The sequence below is a fragment of the Eionea flava genome (genome assembly GCF_055393785.1).
In genome coordinates this window covers 1,132,617-1,154,957 of the sequence record NZ_AP036018.1, presented here as the reverse complement: position 1 = coordinate 1,154,957, position 22,341 = coordinate 1,132,617, and the positions used below count along the sequence as shown (strand labels likewise).

General features: G+C 43.0%; 17 protein-coding genes and 2 tRNA genes. 5 read left to right on the top strand and 14 right to left on the bottom strand.

Annotated elements, in window-relative coordinates; all coding sequences use genetic code 11:
- Positions 1 to 19: 19 nt before the first annotated feature.
- From zipA to ACZ5O6_RS05350, 4 genes are all read right to left on the bottom strand, one after another.
- Positions 20 to 1,579: a cell division protein ZipA gene (gene zipA / locus ACZ5O6_RS05365; protein WP_447090798.1), complete on the bottom strand. Its 1,560-nt coding sequence runs from the start codon at positions 1,577 to 1,579 to the stop codon at positions 20 to 22.
- A 33-nt stretch (positions 1,580 to 1,612) separates the two neighbouring features.
- Positions 1,613 to 5,128 (bottom strand): chromosome segregation protein SMC, encoded by a 3,516-nt coding sequence (gene smc, locus ACZ5O6_RS05360; RefSeq protein ID WP_447090797.1) that lies wholly within the window; start codon positions 5,126 to 5,128, stop codon positions 1,613 to 1,615.
- Between the two features lie 434 nt (positions 5,129 to 5,562).
- The gene (gene ccmI / locus ACZ5O6_RS05355) at positions 5,563 to 6,915 is read right to left on the bottom strand and encodes a c-type cytochrome biogenesis protein CcmI (protein ID WP_447090796.1); all 1,353 of its coding nucleotides are present in this window, start codon (positions 6,913 to 6,915) and stop codon (positions 5,563 to 5,565) included.
- A complete protein-coding gene (locus ACZ5O6_RS05350) occupies positions 6,915 to 7,523 on the bottom strand; it encodes a cytochrome c-type biogenesis protein (protein ID WP_447090795.1) in 609 nt (202 codons plus the stop codon). Before ACZ5O6_RS05350 ends, ccmI begins: the two co-directional genes overlap by 1 nt.
- A gap of 206 nt (positions 7,524 to 7,729) precedes the next feature.
- Between ACZ5O6_RS05350 and ACZ5O6_RS05345 the strand changes: the two genes are divergently transcribed.
- Both ACZ5O6_RS05345 and ACZ5O6_RS05340 read left to right on the top strand, forming a co-directional pair.
- Positions 7,730 to 7,805: transfer RNA gene (locus tag ACZ5O6_RS05345), tRNA-Val, on the top strand.
- Between the two features lie 68 nt (positions 7,806 to 7,873).
- A tRNA-Asp gene (locus ACZ5O6_RS05340) sits at positions 7,874 to 7,950 on the top strand.
- 126 nt (positions 7,951 to 8,076) lie between these two features.
- Here ACZ5O6_RS05340 and ACZ5O6_RS05335 read toward each other — a convergent pair.
- Complete coding sequence (locus tag ACZ5O6_RS05335) at positions 8,077 to 8,265, bottom strand: hypothetical protein (protein ID WP_447090794.1); 189 nt, start codon at positions 8,263 to 8,265, stop codon at positions 8,077 to 8,079.
- A gap of 123 nt (positions 8,266 to 8,388) precedes the next feature.
- The gene (locus tag ACZ5O6_RS05330; protein ID WP_447090793.1) at positions 8,389 to 11,079 is read right to left on the bottom strand and encodes a hypothetical protein; all 2,691 of its coding nucleotides are present in this window, start codon (positions 11,077 to 11,079) and stop codon (positions 8,389 to 8,391) included.
- Between the two features lie 554 nt (positions 11,080 to 11,633).
- Here ACZ5O6_RS05330 and ACZ5O6_RS05325 point away from each other — a divergent pair.
- A complete protein-coding gene (locus tag ACZ5O6_RS05325) occupies positions 11,634 to 11,873 on the top strand; it encodes a type II toxin-antitoxin system Phd/YefM family antitoxin (RefSeq protein ID WP_447090792.1) in 240 nt (79 codons plus the stop codon).
- Entirely contained in the window at positions 11,870 to 12,301 is a 432-nt protein-coding gene (locus ACZ5O6_RS05320; protein WP_447090791.1) for a type II toxin-antitoxin system VapC family toxin, read from the top strand. Before ACZ5O6_RS05325 ends, ACZ5O6_RS05320 begins: the two co-directional genes overlap by 4 nt.
- A 285-nt stretch (positions 12,302 to 12,586) precedes the next feature.
- Here ACZ5O6_RS05320 and purL read toward each other — a convergent pair whose 3' ends face one another.
- The gene (purL, locus tag ACZ5O6_RS05315; RefSeq protein WP_447090790.1) at positions 12,587 to 16,501 is read right to left on the bottom strand and encodes a phosphoribosylformylglycinamidine synthase; all 3,915 of its coding nucleotides are present in this window, start codon (positions 16,499 to 16,501) and stop codon (positions 12,587 to 12,589) included.
- Positions 16,502 to 16,697: 196 nt separating this feature from the next.
- Between purL and mltF the strand changes: the two genes are divergently transcribed.
- Positions 16,698 to 18,185, top strand: coding sequence for a membrane-bound lytic murein transglycosylase MltF (gene mltF / locus ACZ5O6_RS05310; RefSeq protein ID WP_447090789.1), 1,488 nt, complete (start codon positions 16,698 to 16,700; stop codon positions 18,183 to 18,185).
- Positions 18,186 to 18,203: 18 nt separating this feature from the next.
- Here the strand turns inward: mltF and tadA are convergent, their stop codons facing one another.
- From tadA to ACZ5O6_RS05275, 7 genes are all read right to left on the bottom strand, one after another.
- The gene (gene tadA / locus ACZ5O6_RS05305) at positions 18,204 to 18,719 is read right to left on the bottom strand and encodes a tRNA adenosine(34) deaminase TadA (protein WP_447090788.1); all 516 of its coding nucleotides are present in this window, start codon (positions 18,717 to 18,719) and stop codon (positions 18,204 to 18,206) included.
- Positions 18,720 to 18,726: 7 nt separating this feature from the next.
- Positions 18,727 to 18,948 (bottom strand): DUF1653 domain-containing protein, encoded by a 222-nt coding sequence (locus ACZ5O6_RS05300; RefSeq protein ID WP_447090787.1) that lies wholly within the window; start codon positions 18,946 to 18,948, stop codon positions 18,727 to 18,729.
- Between the two features lie 37 nt (positions 18,949 to 18,985).
- A complete protein-coding gene (locus ACZ5O6_RS05295) occupies positions 18,986 to 19,405 on the bottom strand; it encodes a YccF domain-containing protein (RefSeq protein ID WP_447090786.1) in 420 nt (139 codons plus the stop codon).
- A gap of 59 nt (positions 19,406 to 19,464) precedes the next feature.
- Positions 19,465 to 19,854, bottom strand: a complete 390-nt coding sequence (locus tag ACZ5O6_RS05290) for a YchJ family protein (protein ID WP_447090785.1) — start codon at positions 19,852 to 19,854, stop codon at positions 19,465 to 19,467.
- A 431-nt stretch (positions 19,855 to 20,285) separates the two neighbouring features.
- The gene (locus ACZ5O6_RS05285; RefSeq protein WP_447090783.1) at positions 20,286 to 20,543 is read right to left on the bottom strand and encodes a hypothetical protein; all 258 of its coding nucleotides are present in this window, start codon (positions 20,541 to 20,543) and stop codon (positions 20,286 to 20,288) included.
- 318 nt (positions 20,544 to 20,861) lie between these two features.
- Positions 20,862 to 21,362: a rhodanese-like domain-containing protein gene (locus ACZ5O6_RS05280; protein WP_447090782.1), complete on the bottom strand. Its 501-nt coding sequence runs from the start codon at positions 21,360 to 21,362 to the stop codon at positions 20,862 to 20,864.
- 13 nt (positions 21,363 to 21,375) lie between these two features.
- Positions 21,376 to 22,146 carry a sterol desaturase family protein gene (locus ACZ5O6_RS05275; protein WP_447090781.1) on the bottom strand — a complete coding sequence of 257 codons (771 nt, stop codon included), beginning with the start codon at positions 22,144 to 22,146 and terminating at the stop codon, positions 21,376 to 21,378.
- Between the last annotated feature and the right edge of the window lie 195 nt (positions 22,147 to 22,341).

Here is a 22,341-nt window from a genome sequence, read left to right as displayed (position 1 = left end):
ACTGAGCGATAGAAACGATTTAACGCTTTTTTTCTAATTGTTGTCGGCGAGAAAAATCTCTAATACGTTCACGATAATGTTCTATCGTTTGCCCTGTCATAATACTGCGATGCTCATCATTTAATTCGCCACCTAAACCATCAGCAATATTTTTAGCGGTGGCAATCATTTGCTCAAAAGCCGCCATATTATTATCGTCATATACAGGTAGCGTTAAAAATAATGTGACGCCTGCTGTTGCAAAGCTCTCAATATTTTGTAAATCAAACGTACCGGGCTTTAGCATATTCGCTAAACTAAATAACACCGGCCCTTCACCATTCTCATGAGCATGGCGATGAAAAATAGACATAGCTCCGTAGCGCAAACCGTTATTCAGTATAAACTCCAGCAAGGCATCACCATGAAATAAATGCCCTTTCGGCGCCTTCACATTAACAACCAATACTTCCTCTATTGAAGGCATTTTTTCAGCCGTAACTTCGGCAGGTTGTTTAGAAAAATATTTAGACTCGTAACGCGGCTTGTTTGCCGAGTGCGTATCTAATAACTCATCATTTTCATCGGTGACTTGTTTGTCATTATCTAACGTAGGCGATACTCTGCGCCCGACTGAACGTATATTTTTCGTGAGTGTGTCGGCTGATTGATCAGTGTCGTTATCTATTGAGTCATCCGCTGAACGACTTGCTGATATGACTTCAACATCAACATCAACGTCATCCGAATTACCCTCATCGACAGGCTCCATCAGCACAGGTACCGATTCTTCTAGATTGAGCGGTACTTGCTCAGGCTGCTGATAATTTTTCGGCTCTCTATTAGGTACTTTATTGGTTGGTAATTCACTCGCCGGCTTATGATCCAAGGGATTATCATTATTTACCGTACTATTATTATTTACCGTACTATCGATATTACCAGACGTCTCTACTTCAGCATCAACAGCGTCAAGCTCTGTAAGCTCTTCTCTTTCTATACTATCAATGCTTTCTGTACTTTCTGTAGAGTCAAAAGCACTGGTTTCAACAGTGTCGCCCAATTGATCGTCGCCAATGACAACGTGATCTGAACGATCAGCCTGTAACTCATGCTCATCTAATGCCATTGATGGTTCTTCTGGTTCATCATCCCATTTTTGCGCATAATATTCTTCATCAGACTCGTCACTATCTACCCACTGCTCGGTACTGATTGTTTGAGCTTCTTGACTGTCAATGGATACATGATTCGTTTCATTAAATGCTTGTTGCTGACCTAACGACTTTTCTGCATCACCTAGAGAATTGGATGCAGCTCGAGGAGCGATAGAAATATCACGACCAAAATCATATTGGCTTTTAACTTTACTAATTCGCTCTTTATCGATGCTTTTTTGACTGGTTCTCGCTCCACCGTTGGGAAACTCACTACCGTAATTGTCATCCTCGATATCAAGAGAACTACTCCCTTTAACATCCAACGACATATGTAACGAATCACGACGAGCGTTGCGCATGCGTCTAATTCCATCAACGAGAATTACAACAATAACGATTAGGATTGCACCAACAATCCACTGCTTCATTGTTAAATCCATATTAATTGAACCTCTTTATAGAGTCGTAGATCATTATATTGCCGCCAGCTCCGCCGCTTCATTAACATCAACCGTTACCATACGAGAAACACCCGCTTCATGCATTGTCACACCCATTAATTGATGTGCCATCTCCATCGCAATTTTGTTGTGAGTAATATAAATAAACTGTACCTGCTTCGACATTTCTTCAACCAATCTCGCGTAACGTCCAACGTTCGCATCATCAAGTGGTGCGTCAACCTCATCCAACATACAAAACGGTGCAGGATTTAAGCGGAAAATAGAAAATACTAAAGCAATCGCCGTTAGTGCTTTTTCGCCACCCGATAGCAAGTGAATCGTACTATTTCGTTTACCGGGTGGACGCGCCATAATCGCAATACCCGTATCCAGCAAGTCATCACCCGTCAATTCTAAATACGCATGACCACCGCCAAATACTTTGGGAAATAACTCTTGGATACTCGCATTAATAGAGTCGAAGGTTTCTTTGAAACGTGTACGCGTTTCACGATCAATTTTCATAATCGCATTTTCAAGGGTTTCTAGCGCCTCTCTTAAATCTGCATCTTGTGTATCTAGATAGTTTTTACGCTCAGATTCTATTTTATATTCGTCAATGGCTGCCAAGTTAATGGGGCCCAGACGATTGATTCGCTGCCCTAGCGCAACCAATTCGTCTTCAAAGGGTTTTTCCTGAGCGTCATCGGCTAGATGCTCTAATAATTCTGTTAGATCACTACCCTCTTCGACAAGGTTTTTAGCTATAGTTTCACGCTGAACTTGCACTGTTTGCGCTTCTAAACGACTCTCTGTAAGTTGCGAGCGTAATGCTTGCAAACCATGCTCGATGCTACCGCGAGATTGTTCAGCATCACGAAGTTGTTGCTCGATCGTTTCGACACTGCGCCGTGCTTGTGATAGTTCGTCTTCAACACTAACTCGTTTTTCCAATAATTCTTCTAATTCTAACTGATGTTCTTCAGTCGGATCTTCCTGTGTCCCCATCGCTTGCTGAAGTTGCTCTCGACGATCTTTTAAACGTTGATCCTGCTCCTGCAAGCGTTGAATACTATCGCGAATAGAAGCCAGTTGTGTTTTTACCGATTGGTGCTGCATCGCTAATGCGTGTAATTTATCTTTACTATGACGTGCGCGCTGGCGTGTTTGGTCAAGCACTTCACGAATATCATCTCGGCGTGTTAACAAGGTTTCTCGCTGCTCTGAATCTTGCTCCATCACCGCAATAGCAGTTTCCAGCGTTGCTCGTGATTCCGCGAGGCTTTCGGCTTCAATCGCCATTTGCTCTTTCGCTTCACCAATGTCAGAAGCAAGTTTCTGACGACGCATAGCACTTTGCTCAACACGGACTTCCTGCGCACTTAGTGCCGAACGCTTTTCGTTAACTTGCTGTTTGGCTTGATCACTGTCGCGGCGATATTGTTCACGCTGCTGTTCGATTTCTTTTAATTGCTGGCGTTGAGCACTTAACTGCTCGGTCAATGTATCAACCTGCGTTTCTGTCTCGGATAATATTAAAGAGAGTTTTTCTAGCTCTTCTTGTCGAGCTAAGACGCCTGACTGTGCTTCGTCTTGGCGATTAATTCGCAGCCAATTTGAGCCAATCCAAATACCCTCTGGGGTAATCACAGACTCATTAACATCCAATTGAGAACGTAGAGCTAGCGCCTGAGCCAAATCCTCAGCCGCATAAACTCCACTTAATAAGGCATTAACATTCGCATCACCCGACACCATACTCTGTAGGCGAGGCGCCTTACCTTCACTGCTAGCGCTTTGATTTTGTTTATTCGACTCATTATCAAAGAGCACCAAACTACCCTGATCTAATGATGACAACTTATCTGCAAAGGCATCTAAAGAGTCTGTGCAAATAGCTTGTAGCGCATCACCTAAGACCGTTTCAGTAGCCAACTGCCATTGAGGCTCAACGCTAATGGATTCTAACAAACGCGTATTATCCGTAAGCGAGTGATCATCAATCCAGCGGACTAAGGCTTTATCGCCGCCTGTTGTTGCTTGTTGTAGGGCTTCCAATGAAGCGTGACGACCGCGGCTGGTTTGCAAGACGTTGCGTGCCTGATCAAGCGCTGAGTCAGATTGCTGAATAGCCTCTCGAAGTGTATCAATATCACTTTTAACATCCTCAAGTTGTATCGCTTTTTCTTCAACAACGGCTTCTGATTCTGCCAGCTCTTCTCTTAATAAGACCGTTTCTTCACCACCTTCTTCTTCGGGTAACTGCTGGCTCTCTTCCTCTAAACGACGAATGCGTTCCAACAACCGAGTTTGCACCTGTTCTAAATGCTGAATACGTGACTGCTCTACTTCCGCTTTTTGTCGAGGCTCTGCTGCACGCAGATTGAATTCATCCCATTCCAATTGCCACGCCTGCATAGCTTCTTCAGCTTCAACCAGCTCATCACCTGAGCCTTCTTCACTCGCCTGCAGCATTTCAAGTTCAGGAGAAATCTCTTCTAACTCAACCTCCCACATGTCGGCTTTTTCAAGGTCGGCGGCTAAGTTGGCAGATGTTTCGTCGGTTTCTTGCTGGGTACGCGCCATATCTTCTTGAAGCTGGCGGTTACGCTCTTGTACATGCTGAATACTTTGTTCTAAGCGCGCGATTTCGTTACCCACACCATAAAAGCGACCCTGTACATCGTTAAATGTGTCACTCGCTTCACTATGCTCTGCGCGGTATTTTTCAATCGAGGATTCTAGACCCACACGGTCAGTAACAAATGACTCAATTTTAAGCTCTAAATCACTAATACCCGACTGCCGCTCTTTCGCTTCTTCATCTAACAAGCGATAACGTAGCGCCTGTAACTGAGCTTTAAGCTCACGCTCTTCTTTTTTAAATTCGGCATATTTTTCGGCCGACTTAGCTTGGCGCTCTAATCGGACCAATTGGCGATCAAGCTCTTCTCGAATATCGGTGAGTCGTTCTAAGTTTTCTGTGGTACGACGCATACGATTTTCAGTATCGCGACGACGCTCTTTATATTTAGAGATACCCGCCGCTTCTTCAACATAAACACGTAATTCATCGGGTTTGGACTCGATAAGGCGAGAAATCATCCCCTGCTCGATAATGGCATAGCTTCTTGGGCCTAGACCGGTTCCTAAGAAAATATCGGTAATATCACGACGACGGCATTTAGTGCCGTTAAGGTAATAAATATTTTGTGAATCACGAGTCACTTTTCGACGAATAGCAATTTCAGTAAAACTGGCATATTCACCTAGTAACGTGCCATCGCTATTATCAAAAACAAGCTCAATAGATGCCTGTCCCACCGGTTTGCGACCGCCAGAACCGTTAAAAATAACATCGGTCATTGATTCGCCACGTAAGTTTTTTGCAGACGACTCACCCATGACCCAACGCACGGCATCAATAATATTAGACTTACCACAACCATTAGGACCCACCACCGCACACAAGTTGCTAGGGAAAGACACTGTGGTAGGGTCAACAAATGATTTAAAGCCTGCGAGCTTGATACTTTTTAAGCGCATAATTTAGTTTACATACCATCCATAAGACACTGTTTTTATAGAAATTATTATTTTCAAACAAACAGTTTTTGACGTCATAAAATATTGATTTTTGCGGCGCTAGAATAAGTCCGCATTTAGGGCACGATTTTACACGGTTACCCGCCTTCTGACACCCCGCCGCACCAAATTGTTACAGTCTTATTTCGAAGAGACAAGAAAACGAGAACCCGTTCACTTTATTGTATTGATTCATAGCTGTCCCGCTAACCTTTAAAGCATAGATTTAAGGTATTAAGACAAAGGCATCACCAGCATGAATGCTGGTGTTGAGCCTACACGGATGTATTAACGGCGTGCTTTGACTGAAAACCTGAAGTCTATATCTCTATATACCTTAACTTTTTGACACGGAAATAAATACAGGCGTTCTGTTACAACAGCTTTGGTATTAATTACGGTCTTCTCGATGTGATTCGCAGTATGTGAGGAGAATTAAGCGGATCTAATGTAACAGGCCCTAAAGTCGCTTCCCAATCACCCGACTGAGCAATCGCAGAACCGCTTGATGATATACGCGCAACTAGCTCAAACTCTGTTGCAGAATCTAAATTCAATTGCGGGGACATCGCCATTGCATTGGTCAAGGTTATTTTTTCTGGCAACTCTGACAGCGGATAGCGGGCAATAGATAATGGCATTTTAGCCCCCTGCCAAGCACGTGCATACACAAACACAATACTGTTAGGGTCAATCGCTAAACCGTCGTCAATAATGACCTGCAAAGCAATACTAGAAGGCTTAACCGCCGATTTATCCGAAGAACTATGACTCACCCCCTGAGCTGCAGCCAAACGTTTTTTGGCCGTATTGATACCTTGCTGTAAGGCAATAGAGTTGGGAGAGTTTGGCCCTTCAATCGCAATCATCTTCTCCCAAAAAGTGATCGCTTCGGCATAAGCCTCTGACTGAAATGCACTAATGCCAGATAAGCTTAACGCCAAGGTATTTTCAGGATCAACTGCCAACACCTCTGCCGCCAGCGTTCTCACCTCAGGTACCGCACGATTATTATTTGTTAAAAATAGCGCTTGAGCTAATTCAGCGCGTATAGGTAGCACTGACGGCTCAAGCGTTAATAGCGCCCTAAACTGCTCAATGGCCAAGGGATAATCACCCAGACCAGCCGCTGTACGCCCAAGCAGTGAGCGTGTTTGCAGGTTATTAGGCTCGCTTTCGACAGCGTTAAGCAAACGCTCCATCAGTGATTGATTCGCTAAAATGATGTCACGCTGTATTCGCTGCTGTTCCGCACTCGTTTTAGCCGAAACGTATTCATCTTCTAGAGCATAACGATGATCTAATGCCTGTTTCACCTGCCAAGAGGCATGGCCACCCAAATGTTCATATAACAGTGCAGCAGACACCAAAACGATGAGTAGCAATAAGCCAAAAAAAGTGAATGACTGACGCTGACTAGCCACTGGATGATCACCACCGCTCGCTGCCAAACTCACATGAGATGAACTAACCCTGTTGTTTGCTGGGCTATCCACGCTATCGGCCAGCAAATTACGCTCTAATTCGGCATTGAGTGCACGATATTGCTCATCGGTAATACTGCCTAACTGACGAGAGTTATTAAGCTCTTCGAGATGATCCCGGTAAAGCGCAACATTAGTGGCTTGTCGCAAGTCATCTTCAGATAACGCAGATTTACGTCCTAGGCAGTTTGATATAAGCGGCCAAACCACAAAGAAAAAAGCCAATATTGATAAAACTATGACACCGGCAATAAATATCGACATTATGATTGCTCTTGCTTAGAAGGTGATGCTGGAGCTGCTTTAGGCGCTTCCGCTTTAGAAGTCATGGCTTCTATATTTGACGATTGCGTAAGCAACTGGCTCAATTGTTCGCGCTCCTGCTCATTAAGTTCGGCTTCTGTATTCACTTCATTGCTGAGACCTGAAGAATGATTAAGCACCTCCCCACCGACTTGTGCCTTTTTACGACGCACGATGAAAAGCACGATAATCACACCCACCAGCAATAGCAACAAAGGCAGCCCCCACAAGATCATGGTTGATTTTTGTAGACGAGGCTTATACAACACAAACTCACCGTAACGGTCGACCATGAATTGTTTGATTTCCGGATCGGTTTTGCCTTCTTCTAGCAAACGTCTTAACTCACGGCGTAAATCACCGGCTATTTGCGAGTCAGAACCTGCTAAATTTTGATTTTGACACTTAGGACAGCGCAGCTCTTCACTCAACTGAAAATAACGCTCGCGCTGCGATTCACTATCGAACGTGTAAATATCAACAACACCTACCGCGTTGGAAGTGAGCAACATTGAGATTAATAATAACGCTAAATATAAATAGCGAGAAAAAGTCGATAATGTGTTCATAGTAAAATCTCAACAGCCCTAAATGTCGAAGAAACTGGCAACAAGCAATAACGATAACCGCCAAGTGCCCTGTTATACGCAGCATTATAACGATTAGATATTAAAAATACCCTGCTAAAACAAGAATTTATCGAAAAAGTGTTGACCTTATCTGAAATCGCATTATTATACGCGACCTTGATGTAGCAACTCGGCATTAATTGATTGGGTGGTTAGCTCAGCTGGGAGAGCGGCGCCCTTACAAGGCGTAGGTCACAGGTTCGATCCCTGTACCACCCACCATAATATTTTGCTTATTACATCCAAGCATCTTAAGCACTAGTTATTTTTGTTAGTGCGCATCATTCTACGGACCGGTAGTTCAGCTGGTTAGAATGCCGGCCTGTCACGCCGGAGGTCGCGGGTTCGAGTCCCGTCCGGTCCGCCATTAGCTCTACGCTTATTACTCACCACCCATAAAATCGATTGCTTACCTTACTCCGTAAGAACTCATCTTCCTTTATCCCACTATTTTATCTTTAACTTCGACACCTTCTCGACACCCAGTTGATGCTTACATCCAGTACTCGGCGGCTACAAAATCACAACGGTATGATGCATAGATACCCCCCCCATAACCAATTGCGTGCTTATGATTGCTAGCGTAGACCACGCCTGTGCTAACAATGAGCGTAGTCGCCGTGATGGTGACGAGTTTTTTAGAGAAAAGAGGAATAAGGTAACCTTGAAGTTCAATAGTCATAAGTAATGTGCTGAAAGGAAGATTATCAAGGGATTCCGGAGGGGGCTTTAACGCCGCGCCATGCGAAAAATTTTGGGGGCAGCGGAACATTTGTCCGATAGCAGCCCTTGTTATACGAGCCTTTTATTCAAAATAACAATGTTTTTTTACAATTATTTCTGAAATATTAGACTTTATATTTCTACCTAAACTATCTAAATCTTCAAGGTGGGTTGATAGCTTGGTATCACCGTTTAACTGAGAATATTTTCTAAGCTGTATTAAACCTGAATTCGGGCCCAAAAAGTCTTTGTATCTGAAAAATTCAAAGTATGGCTCACTATCCAAGCCTACATCCTCAATTACCTTTCCATCACAGATATTCTTATTTAAGTACAAATAGACATCATTAGATTTATCAACTACCTCTTTAGCAAGACCATTTTCTTCAGTTGACAAAATGTAAGGAACCAGAATTGTGTTCCAAAATGAGCCTTTATTGTTTGGGCTAAAAGGGTTATCCAAAAATACCTCGTTCTCATTCGGCAATGGATTATTGGCTTCAAATTTTGTCACGACGCTTCGATTTTCAATGAAACCTAATGCAAAGCATAATGAAATAAGCTCAGGATCATCTTTTTGAATAGCCCAAATATCAAATTGATTTGCCCATAATGGATAATATCCCGTTAGGGATTTGGCTAATCCGAACCATAGGAAAAACTTCTTTGCAGTTTCTAAATCATATGCACAATAGCCTTTTTGATCAGGTGGAGCATTGAGGCATCTAACTTTGTTCATATCCAAAAAAGCAGTATCAAACCTAAACCAAGGATACCTTCCTGGCTCACCTTCAAAGCGGACATCTTTTTTTCTAGGAATCCTAACAGGGGTTCCATTGTCCATTAAGCCAAGGAAGTCTGAACTGGATACACCATATGTTTTTTTATTATTCCTTCTTGGATCAGTAAGAGGAAGCCCGCCATATATTGGTAGATCTTTGTCTTTCTTTGACGGAGATCGTTTAAAGTCGGACATGGATTGACCACACCAATCTTTTATTCGAGTTCGATCTTTAGAGAAACTAACCTTTTTTTTGCCTATAGTGTCTTTGATCGTAGACTTTATCGATGTGTGAGATGCTTTCCAGTCAACATCTAAATTTTTCTCAGTTAAATGTGTATAGTCTTTTAAAGTTATATTGTTTGATTGCCCTTCAGTGTATCCCGTGAATTTCCAAACTGTAAAAGCCAAAGGCCACTTTCCTGGTACATTAAAGAATGACTTACTGTTTACTATATAGCCTGCTTTATATTCAAAATATTGATCAAACAGTGTCCTGAATTCTCTATATGTTGGTCTCGGAACGAGCCAAGAGGTAGGCGTGAAGATCATTACTAGCGGATACAGAGAATTATCTAGATTGTTCTGAGTTACTGAAATATTCAATATTTGAGCCAAGAAAGCTAAATACCTTTCTTTTCCTGCATCATTTCCTGCCTGTTCAATAATTGTGCGATGAATTTCATAATTTGAGTCAGTTGAGTCTCTGGCCGCTTCATTTTCATCAGTATTTTTATATGGAGGGTTCAAAAAGAAGGCAAAAGGCTTATCTAAAACCATGTTTTGCTTTTTAAAAACGTTTTCAATATATCTATAATAATCAACACCAGATATATCTAAAAAATTCAACCCCTTTCCTTCAGATGTTTTCGGTATAACGGAATAGACCCCTAAGTGATCATCATCTAATTTCAATCGTCGTTCAATAGTCCTTAGTAGATCTGGCTGCAATTCAGAAATCACTTTATGTTTAAGGTTTCCCCTCCAGCTAGAGACTAAATTTCCAGAGCCTCCGGCAGGGTCAAAAACTATGTAGTTGTCACTCAGCTCCTTTTCAAAATTCTCATGAACAAACCAAGAAGTAAATTTACTGAGGTAATCACTCGTAAAGAATATTCCATGTTGCTTGGCATATTCTGCGTCCAGCTTTGAAATTACTTCATCAAACCTACTAAAGTAATAGTCATGAGTTAACCCTGATCCTTCATTTGTGAATACATACCTTTCTTCTATAAATTCTTTAAAGCCATTTTGATGCCGTTTGGCAACTTCAATAGGTATGCTCGTTGATGATCTATTTCTCCCCAGCACTTGAAGTTCATTCGTATCACCAACAAAAATCACCGAAGAAGTAACATCCCAATAACCACAAATGTCATAGAATGCATGAATTGCTTTCATAGGTGTATCAAAAAAACGTTCCATTAAATAGATCACGTCTATGAAATTTCTAGGATTAACTTGAAGTCTTGCAGAGTCGAGGTTTTTTAAAATATGTAAAAGTTGACGAATGTCGGCTTTTTGCTCTTGGAATAAACCATCGTTAAAGCCAGACAGCAACAAAAGAGAACTGTTGAGAAGTTGTTGCTGTTGCGCTTTTTTTGTTTTTTTTGCTAGTTGTTTACCAATGAAATTTGGTGCCTTTCTTGGGTCAGCGCCTTTAGAAAGCTCTTTAAAAAAATCTGGAAGTTTATCGGTACGCCAAAGCCCAATAAACTCATGTGTAATAACACAAATGTTAGTAAAACTAAGTCCCTTTTTTGAGTAATGCTGAGCCTGATATAGACCTGAAACCCAATCATTTTGATGGGTTTTCAACTCTACAACAAGTTGACCTTCAATATATATATCAGCACCTTCTGCCTCCGACTCTTTTTTGAACTTATTTCCAAATATATCTTTAAAAAACGAATCAACAAAATGTGCATTGGCATCTTCATTTCCCTTAGACGTAACATATGTCTTTAAGCCGTCTATGGTTTTCTCTTGCATTACTGTACTACCTTGTCGTTGGCAATTAGTTTGATATTCATAAGTTTAACCAAGCTGTAGAACAATCAGCTCCGATGCGAGATTTTGGCTACAGCCATTTGTTTAAAAATGAACACCGATACTAATCTAAATATTCAATAATATCGATAATGCAGCTGCATTTTGATCAAAGTCGGCTTGATTCGGCGCTCATGAGACGTACTTAGTACTTTCTTTGGCGTTTCTAAGCCAGTTCTCCATACCGCCATAGCTTTTCGATGTTATGCATAATACAGCACAAGATAAGTGGAGTCCGATACAACTTTCACGCACGGATATTTTTTGGTTTTCCCATTTTACCCAAGGAATCCAACTCCTTGCTCAAATAGAAAAATTGGCTCCTCATGAGATGAGATTTATAGTGTTGTTAACGCTTTCAGGCTCGATTAAAAGAATAGTATATTCAATACCTTAAACCATCTAGTCAATATAGACCACAAAACTAGTCTATTTGATTGTTATTTTCATATAGACTAGTATACTGGTCTATATGAAAATAACTGAGGTTTTATATTGTGTTAGAAGTCATTGGTTCTTACGAAGCGAAAACAAAATTACCTGAAATTCTCCGTCGAGTAGAATCAGGCGAAGCATTTACTATTACCAACCGCGGCAAACCTATTGCTGACGTTATACCCAGCAGATCGAACGATAAACAGAGAACAAAAACAGCCATTGCAAATATCATGCAAGCCAAAAAACACAAAATTAGTGACGATCTCTTGAACGAACTGAGAGGTGCGGATCGCAAGTGAGCTATTTTATTTTAGATAATTCGGTGAGCATGCGCTGGCACCTTGAGAGTGAAAAACCCTCCGATCAAAAATACGCCGAATCCGTACTTTTCAGCCTTTCAGATACTGAGGCTCTGGTGCCCAGTCTTTGGCATCTAGAAGCCTCTAATGTATTGCTTGCAGCAGAAAGACGGGGCGAGACTTCTATTGGTGAAGTTGAACGATTTATAGGCCAGCTAGAAAACCTGCCTTTACATGTTGATCCGCACACAGCAAATCAATCATTCAGCCGAATAATGGCGTTAGCAAGGGCATATAAACTAAGTAGTTACGATGCATCTTATCTAGAGTTAGCGATGCGAGAAGGGCTACCGATTGCTACGCTAGACAAAGAGCTAACAAAGGCCGCTAAAAAGGCAGGAGTGCCTTTATATCTTAAAAATAACTAATGGGAATCGTCAACATAGAGATATGTCGCCGCATTCATCACTGACTTATCAATCTCTTGACCGCATTGCACTGTAGCAGATAGGTATAGCAGATAGGCACAGTAGCAAATAATGTTGCTATGAATCCAAGAGATTGATCGATAAGTAACTTCTAGCAGGAGAGAAGAAAACAGAGAGGTGAAAAATAAAAATACGATGATGAAGATTATCATCGTATTTTTAAATTTTGAGGCCAAAAAGATAAATATATTAAAGAATAGCGATGTTAAAAAACTGCTATATCAATTAGCCCACAAACTGTCGTGCATTTCTAAATATTCGCATCCAGCCGCCATCTTCTGTCCATTCTTGCGGTTTCCATGAATTATTAATTGCACGACGTACGCGCTCAGGGTGTGGCATCATAATGGTGACGCGACCATCGGCTGAGGTCACGCTACCGATTCCTTCAGGCGAGCCGTTGGGGTTGGCTGGATAAGTGGTTGCCACTGATAGATCATTGTTGGTATAGCGTAGACCAATCAATTGCTTATCATTACACGCGGCCAATGATCCAGGAGTGGTAAATTCTGCGCGACCTTCACCGTGGGCAATCGCGACCGGTAGGTGAGAGCCCGCCATACCTGACAGCAATGCGGAGGGCGTATCACCCACTTTGACCAGACTAAAGCGTGCTTCAAATTGCTCTGACTCGTTACGTACAAAACGCGGCCAATGCTCAGCACCTGGAATTAATTCTTTAAGATTCGACATCATCTGGCAACCGTTACAGACACCTAAACTAAAGGTATCATCTCGACGGAAAAAACCTTCAAACTGATCACGTGCTAGAGAATTGAATAAAATTGTTTTTGCCCAGCCTTCACCAGCACCTAGCACATCGCCATAGGAGAAACCGCCGCAAGCAACTAAGCCTTTAAATGCCGCTAGATCGACACGGCCCGATAAGATATCGCTCATGTGAACATCTACTGAATCAAAACCGGCATCAGTAAACGAGGCAGCCATTTCGATATGACCATTCACCCCTTGTTCGCGCAAAATCGCCACTTGGGGTCTTACACCAGTAGCAATACTTGTCGTAATAAAAGGCGCGGCAATATCATCTTGTGTATCAAATGTTAGGGATACACTTAAACCCTTATCATCTTGCATGATGCGGTCATATTCTTGTTGCGCGCACTCAGGGTTATCGCGTAATGCCTGCATACGGAAGCTGGTTTCACTCCACTTCGCTTGCAGTACATTGCGTGGTGCACTGTAGACGGATTCACCGTTATGAGAGAAACGAATCATATCGTCATTGTTGATAACACCGACCGAATGCACACAATCGCCTAAGCCGGCATCGATAAACCGTTGCTGAACACGTGCAATAGCATCTCGACTCACTTGGATAACCGCACCAAGCTCTTCATTAAATAGAGTGCTAATCACATCACTACCGAGAGAAGATAAGTCACTATCGATACCGCAATGCCCCGCAAACGCCATCTCAGTGAGTGTGGCTAAAAGGCCGCCATCACTACGATCATGATAGGCAATGATGTCATCATGCACTAAGCACTGTTGAATCACATCGAAGAAAGCGCGTAATTGTTCTGGGCTATCCACATCCGCTGCCGCATCGCCCATGGCGTTATACACCTGCACTAAAATAGAAGCACCTAAACGCTGCTGACCAGCACCAAGGTCAATCAATAATAATTCGCTATCGGTTTGGGGGAGTAACTGCGGTGTCACGGTTTTACGCACATCGGTAACGGGCGAAAATGCACTGATCACAACGGACATAGGCGCTGTAACAGCCTTTTCTTCGCCCTGCTGTTGCCATGCTGTACGCATCGACATCGAGTCTTTACCCACGGGAATCGTCATACCCAGCGCAGGGCATAATTCCATACCAATGGCTTCGACGGTACGGAACAGTTTTTCATCTTCGCCTTTATGGCCCGCCGCACACATCCAATTTGCCGACAGTTTAATGTCTTTTAAGCTATGAATACGCGTCGATGTAATGTTGGTGATGGCTTCACCGATCGCCATACGCCCTGAAGCGGGTGCATTAATGAGTGCCATAGGCGTACGTTCACCCATCGACATCGCCTCACCTACATAGGTGTCGTAAGCGGCAGTCGTTACAGCACAATCAGCAACCGGCACTTGCCAAGGGCCAACAAACTGGTCACGAACGACTTGCCCTGTCACGGATCGATCGCCAATCGTAATTAAGAATGACTTACTCGCCACCGATGGGTGCTGAATCACTCGATCAATCGCATCACTCAATTCAATACTGCCGGTATCAAAGGCCTGAGTATCTGCATAAGCTTTATCAGCAGTGCGATGCATTTTTGGTGGTTTACCAAAAAGAACATTCATCGGCAAATCCACCGGCGTTGATGCTAATAAGGTGTCATTAACGCGCAGATGCTGCTCAGAAGTTGCTTCGCCGACGACAGCATAAGGGCAACGTTCGCGCTGACAAATCGCTTCAAAACGCGCGAGGTCTTCGGGTTTTACAGCAAGTACGTAGCGTTCTTGTGATTCATTACACCAAATCGCTAACGGGCTCATGCCCGGCTCATCATTAGGAACATTACGCAGTTCAAATTCACCACCACAACCGCCATCTTTAACGAGTTCTGGGAAGGCATTAGATAAACCACCGGCACCCACATCGTGAATAAACGCGATGGGGTTATTATCGCTACCCTCAGTGCTGAGCTGCCAGCATTGATCAATTACTTCTTGGCAACGACGTTCCATTTCGGGGTTTTGGCGCTGTACTGAGGCAAAGTCCAAGTCGGCCGACGACGCACCGGAATCCATTGATGATGCGGCACCACCACCAAGACCAATCAACATCGCAGGGCCACCTAAAACAATGAGCTTAGCACCCGCGTCAAATGGAGGTTTGTCGACATGTTCGGTTTTGATGTTGCCATAACCACCCGCCAACATAATGGGTTTGTGATAGCCTCGTCGCTCGCCACCAAAGGTATCTTCGAAAGTTCTAAAATAGCCACAAATATTCGGGCGACCAAATTCGTTATTAAACGCCGCGCCACCAATCGGGCCTTCTAGCATAATATCGAGTGCCGTCACAATACGCTCAGGTTTACCGTAATCGGCTTCCCAAGGTTGTTCAAAACCCGGGATTTGTAGGTTGGATACCGTAAAGCCGGTTAAGCCTACCTTAGGCTTTGAGCCTCGCCCTACTGCACCTTCATCACGAATTTCACCACCAGAACCTGTGCCTGCACCCGCAAATGGGGCGATAGCAGTCGGGTGATTATGGGTTTCCACTTTCATAAGGATGTTAATGGCTTCTTGCTGATAACCGTAGGTTTTGCTCTGCGCATTGGGATAAAAGCGCCCTGCGGTTGCGCCTTTGATGACTGCAGCATTATCAGAATAAGCAGATAGAACATTATCACCGCCTAACTCGTTGGTATTTTTAATCATTTTAAAAAGCGAGCGTGTTTGTTCTTCGCCATCTAATGTCCATGAGGCATTAAATATTTTATGACGGCAGTGCTCAGAATTCGCCTGCGCAAACATCATTAATTCAACATCAACAGGGTTACGACCTAAGCGCTGAAAACTATCGACCAAATAATCAATTTCGTCTTCGGCTAAAGCAAGCCCCAGCTCGTTGTTTGCTGCGGCTAATGCTTCACGGCCACCCAATAAAATATCCACTTCCGTTTGTTGCTCCGGTGCGTGCTGTACAAATAAGCCACTAGCCGCCTCTAAGCTCGGCAATACGCTTTCTACCATACGGTCGTGTAAACAGTTAGCGACCAATTCTCGTTGTTGTTGTGTTAGGTTGGCACCTTTTACGTAATAGGCGATGCCTCGCTCAATACGGCTTATTTGAGTAAGTCCTGCATTGTGAGCAATATCAGTCGACTTGGATGACCACGGCGAAATTGTTCCCGGACGCGGCACAACCACAAAGAGCGCGTCATCGGCATTATTGATGACAGGCGCTTCAGATGGCCCGTAAGTTAATAACTGCTGTAACACCTGCTGCTGCGCATCGCTTAGGCGCTGCTCTCCCTCTGTATCAACATCGATAAAGTGAGCATAACGCCCTGCAATACCCGTAATATCTGAATTAATCGCACGTAAATTACGTAGAATTTTTTCGATGCGGAATGAAGAAAGCGCTGCTGCGCCTAAAAGAGTCAACATATTGGTTAGCGGCCTTTAATAGTCTAGATATAGAGGTCTCAGATAATACTGCGAGATGATCACAGCATGTACTGCAAGGATAATACAAGGCGCATATTGTACTGGATTTAGCAGTGATCAGGTATACTAATTAACAGATGTTGGCAGAGTATATGGTAGGCTGATCATCGCTTTCAGAATAAAGTAGAAGCACTATATGAAACACAGTCGATCAACCATTCATCCCGAAGCAAGAGCGATTAATGCCATTATTCGCTTTATCGGCACCTGCTTTCTTTGTGGAATCCCTCTACTTCTTACCAGTAGCACCCCACCCAATCTACTAGAACGCCTTATTCACAGTGGTGTCATGCCGGTGATATCGTCCAATGGCCCCTCAACATTTTATGAAGGGCCTCTCGGTAATACTGGCTTTGAATATGATCTCGCGTATGGTTTTGCCGAAGAACTCGGCGTTGAACTCACCATTATTGATAAAGAGAACCCTACTACTATTCTACAATCTGTGAGCCAAGGAGATGGGTTATTTGCTGCGGCTGGACTATCCATTTATAACAATCAAGCGAATAATTCTATTCGCTTCACCACCCCCTACTCAAAGCCTACGCTACAAATCATCTATCAGCGTAATATGCGCAAGCCACAATCTATTGAAGATATTATCGATAAGGATATTGCTGTTATCGCCGACAGTATTTATACAAAAACGTTACGCGATTTGCGCCAACATCATCCTGAACTTAGTTGGCGAGAAATTCCCAACGCCAATAGTGCTGACATGTTAGAAATGGTGCACACAGGCCGCGCCGAAATCACATTAACGAATACCACAGCCTTTATTACAAATAGCGTTTTATTTCCTCGTGCACGAGTGGCTTTTTTGCTCGCAAAAGAAGACCGAATGGCCTGGGCATTCCCTGATAGCAGTGATAATAGCTTGTACAATGCGGCTAACCGATACATTGATAAGGTCGTCGCGAATGGCACTGTAGCAACACTCAAAGAGCAATATTTTAGCAAGCCAACGGTTGACGAAGGTAATGCACTGGCGCTGGTTAAAAGAATTGAAGAGCGACTACCTCAATGGGTACCTTTTTTTAAAGACAGTGCCAAGGTACACGATTTGGATTGGCTTTTTTTAGCAGCAGTCAGCTACCAAGAATCGCTGTGGAATAAAGATGCCAAATCCTATACTGGAGTACGTGGTCTTATGATGCTGACCACACAAACCGCCAAAGGCTTAGGGATTGAGGATCGAACCGACCCGCAACAAAGTATTGAAGGTGGCGCACGCTATTTTGTTAATGTGCGCAAACGACTTCCTGATGGTATAGAAGAACCTGACCGTACATGGATGGCATTAGCTGCATACAATATTGGACTTGGACATTTAGAAGATGCGCGAGTACTAACCCAACGCAACGGCAAAGACCCTAATTTATGGGATGATGTTAAACAGCACCTGCCCTTGCTCGCAAAACGTAAATACTACCGAACCACTCGACATGGTTATGCGAGAGGTTGGGAACCCGTCACCTACGTAAAACGCATTCGTAATTATCATAATATTCTCATTTGGCATTACGAAAATATGCGACGACAAGAGGCTATCGCAACCGATACCACAATCAATAGTACCAACGAAAAAACCGCTGACACATTAGAAAATATGTCTCAGTTATAGCCTTGAAATAAGAGATATTTAATCAACAGTCTGATTTTTTTGGCGCTTCTTTTCTGCTTTTTCTTTACGCCGACGAGAAAAAAACTGGCTCATTATCTGTGAACATTCATCCGCACAAACACCTGCTGTGTGCAAAACTTTGTGATTAAGATGAGGTTGTTCTAACTGCCGGTTCTGGCTAACAATAGCACCCGCTTTGGGCTCTAACGCCCCAAAAACAAGGCGCTTAATTCGGCTATGTACCATAGCACCTGCACACATACTACACGGCTCTATAGTGACATAAAGTGTTGCATCATTCAGACGATAGTTATTAATACGCTTAGCTGCATCACGCAATGCTTGAATTTCTGCATGAGCGGTAGGATCACAACAACTAATGGGTTGATTAAAACCTCGGCCAATAATGCGCTCATTTTGTACAACAATTGCCCCCACGGGCACCTCATCAGCATCAGCGGCTTGCTGCGCTAACATCAATGCTTGCCACATCCAATACTCATCTGTTTTTTTCTCTATTAGTGAGGGTGTCATAGCTTGTTTATTGGCCTATATAAGCAAAGCGTGGGAGAGACTTTTTATCAACAGTTACGGTTTCAATAAACATATCGTAAGGGCGCACCCACAAAGAATAGTCACCGTATAAACAACGGTAAACCACTACATACTCTTGGGTTTCACTATGACGAGCGACGTCGATGACTTCATACTCCTGCCCTTTATAGTGACGATAACGACCGGGTTGCAGTGTTTTATTTTGCATAGCATTGATTACCTTCGTGACTCTAACGATTTAATAATTAGCGCGTACTGTTAATAGAATCGCTATCAACGATGGTTTGACCGATGGGTGCGAGTGCGATCGCGGCTAATTTAACGTGCTGAATACCAAAGGGAATGCCGATAATGCTCACAAAACAAACCACTGCCGATGTTAGATGACCAATAGCCAACCAAATACCTGCCAGCAAAAACCAAATCACATTACCGATAAAACCCAATGCACCGGTGCCTATATCCTCTTGGCGATTAGCGTCTTTGCGACTCACGGCTTCTTTACCAAAAGGCCAAAAAGCGAATACTCCAATCACAAAACAGGCTCGGCTCCATGGAATACCGATAATAGTGATAAAGGCGATCAAGCCTAAAAGAAACCAAGCAAGCCCCATCAAAAACCCGCCCAAAACAAACCATAAAATATTACCCAATAAACGAAACATAATTCTCCAGCGTTGTTATTTTTCACAAAAAATAGCCCATAACAGGCAAAAAAAATGCATTATTCTACCGCAATACCTGCATACAACCAGCGCTTATTAACACGCACAAACTGCGATTGTTCATGATAAGTTTGAAGAACACCCTGAGCATCCACAAAATCCGCATCGAATATCACTGTTGCCTGCTCACCAGCTTGCTGTGCCTGCACTACACGCAACGATTGCCACTCGGTATCTCGTCGAGACAAATCAATCGCATGTAAAGACACCGTTAATGCTGGCAACCAAGATAACAACAAATACTCACCATAGCCCCCTAGTGCATAAGCAGAAAATCGTGAGCGCATTAGTTTTTCAGGTGTAGGAGGATACTTTTTACCCGTAAGAAAAGGCATGCAACAATGAGAAAAAACTTTACCACTGCAACATACACAAAGATCGGTAGACATTATCTGTAGTGACTCTTCGTTATAAAAAAGCGTTACCATAACATCGATAAAAACGGGGCGCAGCAGATACTAGAGCTCAATATACGAGGGGGAAGTAATAATGCATACAAACGGTAAGAAACCGTTGTACGCATCATTAGTAAATCACTGCTGTCTCACTAACTTTTCAATAGTGGAATTCCAGCCATTAGGCAAAGCCATCACCCGCATGGACACGGGTGATGAGCCTACATGGATGTATTCACGGCGTGCTTTGAATAATGGTTGGAAATCCACGTCTCCACGCGGGCTAAGGTAGCCGGAGGTCTTAGATACTGTGGCTTGCATCGTAACCAAGCATAGTTTAACGAGACAGCAGTGTTAGCAAATAATACTTTAAGAATAATAAATGGTGACAACAGAAACAAAAACTTCCCGCTATCAATAGCGAATTACACGCTGATATTGATTCTCGGTCTTTTAGTTTCACGGCGGTCACCGCTCACTCGCATGTCCAAGGCTGGCTTCACGTCTTTTTTACGACGATCTTGGCCGCGCCGCTTACGGCGTTGCTGTTTTTCGTAAACGTAGCCTTGTAGATTTTCTGGGGCATCTTTGTTGGTCTCAGATCCAGCAACGGCAACTTCGCTTCGCTTGGGGTAACTTGGCTTAGCGGGGTTTACTGGAGGGACTAATGAACCGATATTCATGGGATCACCTCCTTAGGCTTTAAACGAGACCTTTGCACGAAAGCCATTTCACTCTCATGCAGCGTTTACCCCACAAGGGGGTACCGAGGAAAAATGTACTCAATCGGTCATTTATCATGTATAAACTCCCTCTCTCCGTGCATTTTTGCCTTGCCTGAAAGCAAAATCATCTTTCGTGCAAAGGTCTCTAAACATTAGATTGAAGTGTAACAAGCTATTTATTTGTCACATCATAGCAACTTATAGAAGATATCGGCCGTTTTGTAAATTTCTTGACAGTTTTCTATAAAAAATTGATATTAGGAATTTAGCGACGGCTTACAGCCCTTTCAATACGCGATAATCAACAACTGGCAAGCCTTCATCAATCCAGCCGTCGGTTAATATGCCACCTTCCATACCTTCAACCACATCAACAACATGTGTAAAACCTTGCGCCTTTAGATACCGCTGTATTCTTGCACTGCGCACTCCTCCCGCGCAAATTAGCGCAATCGGCCGATGTTTATCACCGTCGAGTAATGCCTTTAGTGATTGTTCGAAGACAGGAACACCTCCTGCTTGATGCATAGAGATTAACTTGGCTTGCGGCGCAACCCCCGTTTCCTGCCATTCTTTTTCTGAACGTATATCAACGAGCAGTAATTGATGAGTTATCGATAATTGATGCGCTTCGGATACAGAAACTTGAGGGGTGGACTTTTCCCAGTTGATTACGGGTGCCTTTTCAGCATAAGTATTAACGCAAAAAAACAAGGCTACAATAATCGCAAATGCAATCAAAGAACCCTTTGGGTCGTGGAACGACATGACATTCATTATACGCCTCCAATCATTCTTTCAATGGCCTTAACAACAACGCCACTAATGGCAAATCTTTTTTACCTTCAACACCAATAGGCATACGTAGCTGTCTTGCCTGCTGACTTAATGAATGAAACAGCCGATCCCAAATACTAAAAATAGTCGCATAGTTAGCATCGGTATCTACTCGTTTAGCATGATGATGTACCCAATGAATTGATGGCGTGACAATTAAACGCGACAACGCTTTTTCTAACCATGTGGGCAAACGTAAGTTAGAGTGATTAAATACGGAAAAAACGACGATCAGAATTTCAAATACAATTACACTAACGAGTGGAATGCCTAACGCAACAATAACGCAGGCACGCACGATGGCAGAAATAAACACCTCACCAAAATGAAAACGCAATGCCGTGGTTGAATCTAAAAACTCATCTAGGTGATGAACTTCATGAAAACGCCATAGAAATGGCAATTGATGATTTATTCGATGCCACCAATAGAGAAAACAATCGAGCAACAACAAATCAAGAAGAAAAAAAGCAGGGTGCGACATCCATTCTGGACGCCATGAAGAGAAGTAAACACTAATCCACGCGGTTAAAGGAATAATTAACAACGGGGATAACAACATATTAATCGTAGAAACACCAAGGTTTTTAGCCACCCGCCAATGTTTCTTCGTAGACGATAAAAATTCCGGATAACACGCGGCACTATAAACACGCTCTAATAAAAATATCAGCACGAACCAAGCAACAACAATAATAATTTTATACGCGATTAAAAAGTCCACGAAATGCGCCTGTTTTACCCTATAGAAAATGGCTGCTAAATCTATTTACTATTATGTACCAGCAAACGCTTTTAAAGAACCCCTGATTAAACCACTCGTCATACCGGACTTGATCCGGTATCTCTATAGTATAGGCGTTTATTAGTTTCCGGTTTTCGCCGGAATGATTTATTCAGAACACCCAGATAAAGACCA

Excerpts from the sequence above, each read along its gene's own strand:
- zipA (WP_447090798.1), bottom strand. The coding sequence starts at position 1,579 with ATGGATTTAACAATGAAGCAGTGGATTGTTGGTGCAATCCTAATCGTT.
- smc (WP_447090797.1), bottom strand. The coding sequence starts at position 5,128 with ATGCGCTTAAAAAGTATCAAGCTCGCAGGCTTTAAATCATTTGTTGAC.
- ccmI (WP_447090796.1), bottom strand. The coding sequence starts at position 6,915 with ATGTCGATATTTATTGCCGGTGTCATAGTTTTATCAATATTGGCTTTT.
- ACZ5O6_RS05350 (WP_447090795.1), bottom strand. The coding sequence starts at position 7,523 with ATGAACACATTATCGACTTTTTCTCGCTATTTATATTTAGCGTTATTA.
- ACZ5O6_RS05335 (WP_447090794.1), bottom strand. The coding sequence starts at position 8,265 with ATGACTATTGAACTTCAAGGTTACCTTATTCCTCTTTTCTCTAAAAAA.
- ACZ5O6_RS05330 (WP_447090793.1), bottom strand. The coding sequence starts at position 11,079 with ATGCAAGAGAAAACCATAGACGGCTTAAAGACATATGTTACGTCTAAG.
- purL (WP_447090790.1), bottom strand. The coding sequence starts at position 16,501 with ATGTTGACTCTTTTAGGCGCAGCAGCGCTTTCTTCATTCCGCATCGAA.
- mltF (WP_447090789.1), top strand. The coding sequence starts at position 16,698 with ATGAAACACAGTCGATCAACCATTCATCCCGAAGCAAGAGCGATTAAT.
- tadA (WP_447090788.1), bottom strand. The coding sequence starts at position 18,719 with ATGACACCCTCACTAATAGAGAAAAAAACAGATGAGTATTGGATGTGG.
- ACZ5O6_RS05300 (WP_447090787.1), bottom strand. The coding sequence starts at position 18,948 with ATGCAAAATAAAACACTGCAACCCGGTCGTTATCGTCACTATAAAGGG.
- ACZ5O6_RS05295 (WP_447090786.1), bottom strand. The coding sequence starts at position 19,405 with ATGTTTCGTTTATTGGGTAATATTTTATGGTTTGTTTTGGGCGGGTTT.
- ACZ5O6_RS05290 (WP_447090785.1), bottom strand. The coding sequence starts at position 19,854 with ATGTCTACCGATCTTTGTGTATGTTGCAGTGGTAAAGTTTTTTCTCAT.
- ACZ5O6_RS05285 (WP_447090783.1), bottom strand. The coding sequence starts at position 20,543 with ATGAATATCGGTTCATTAGTCCCTCCAGTAAACCCCGCTAAGCCAAGT.
- ACZ5O6_RS05280 (WP_447090782.1), bottom strand. The coding sequence starts at position 21,362 with ATGAATGTCATGTCGTTCCACGACCCAAAGGGTTCTTTGATTGCATTT.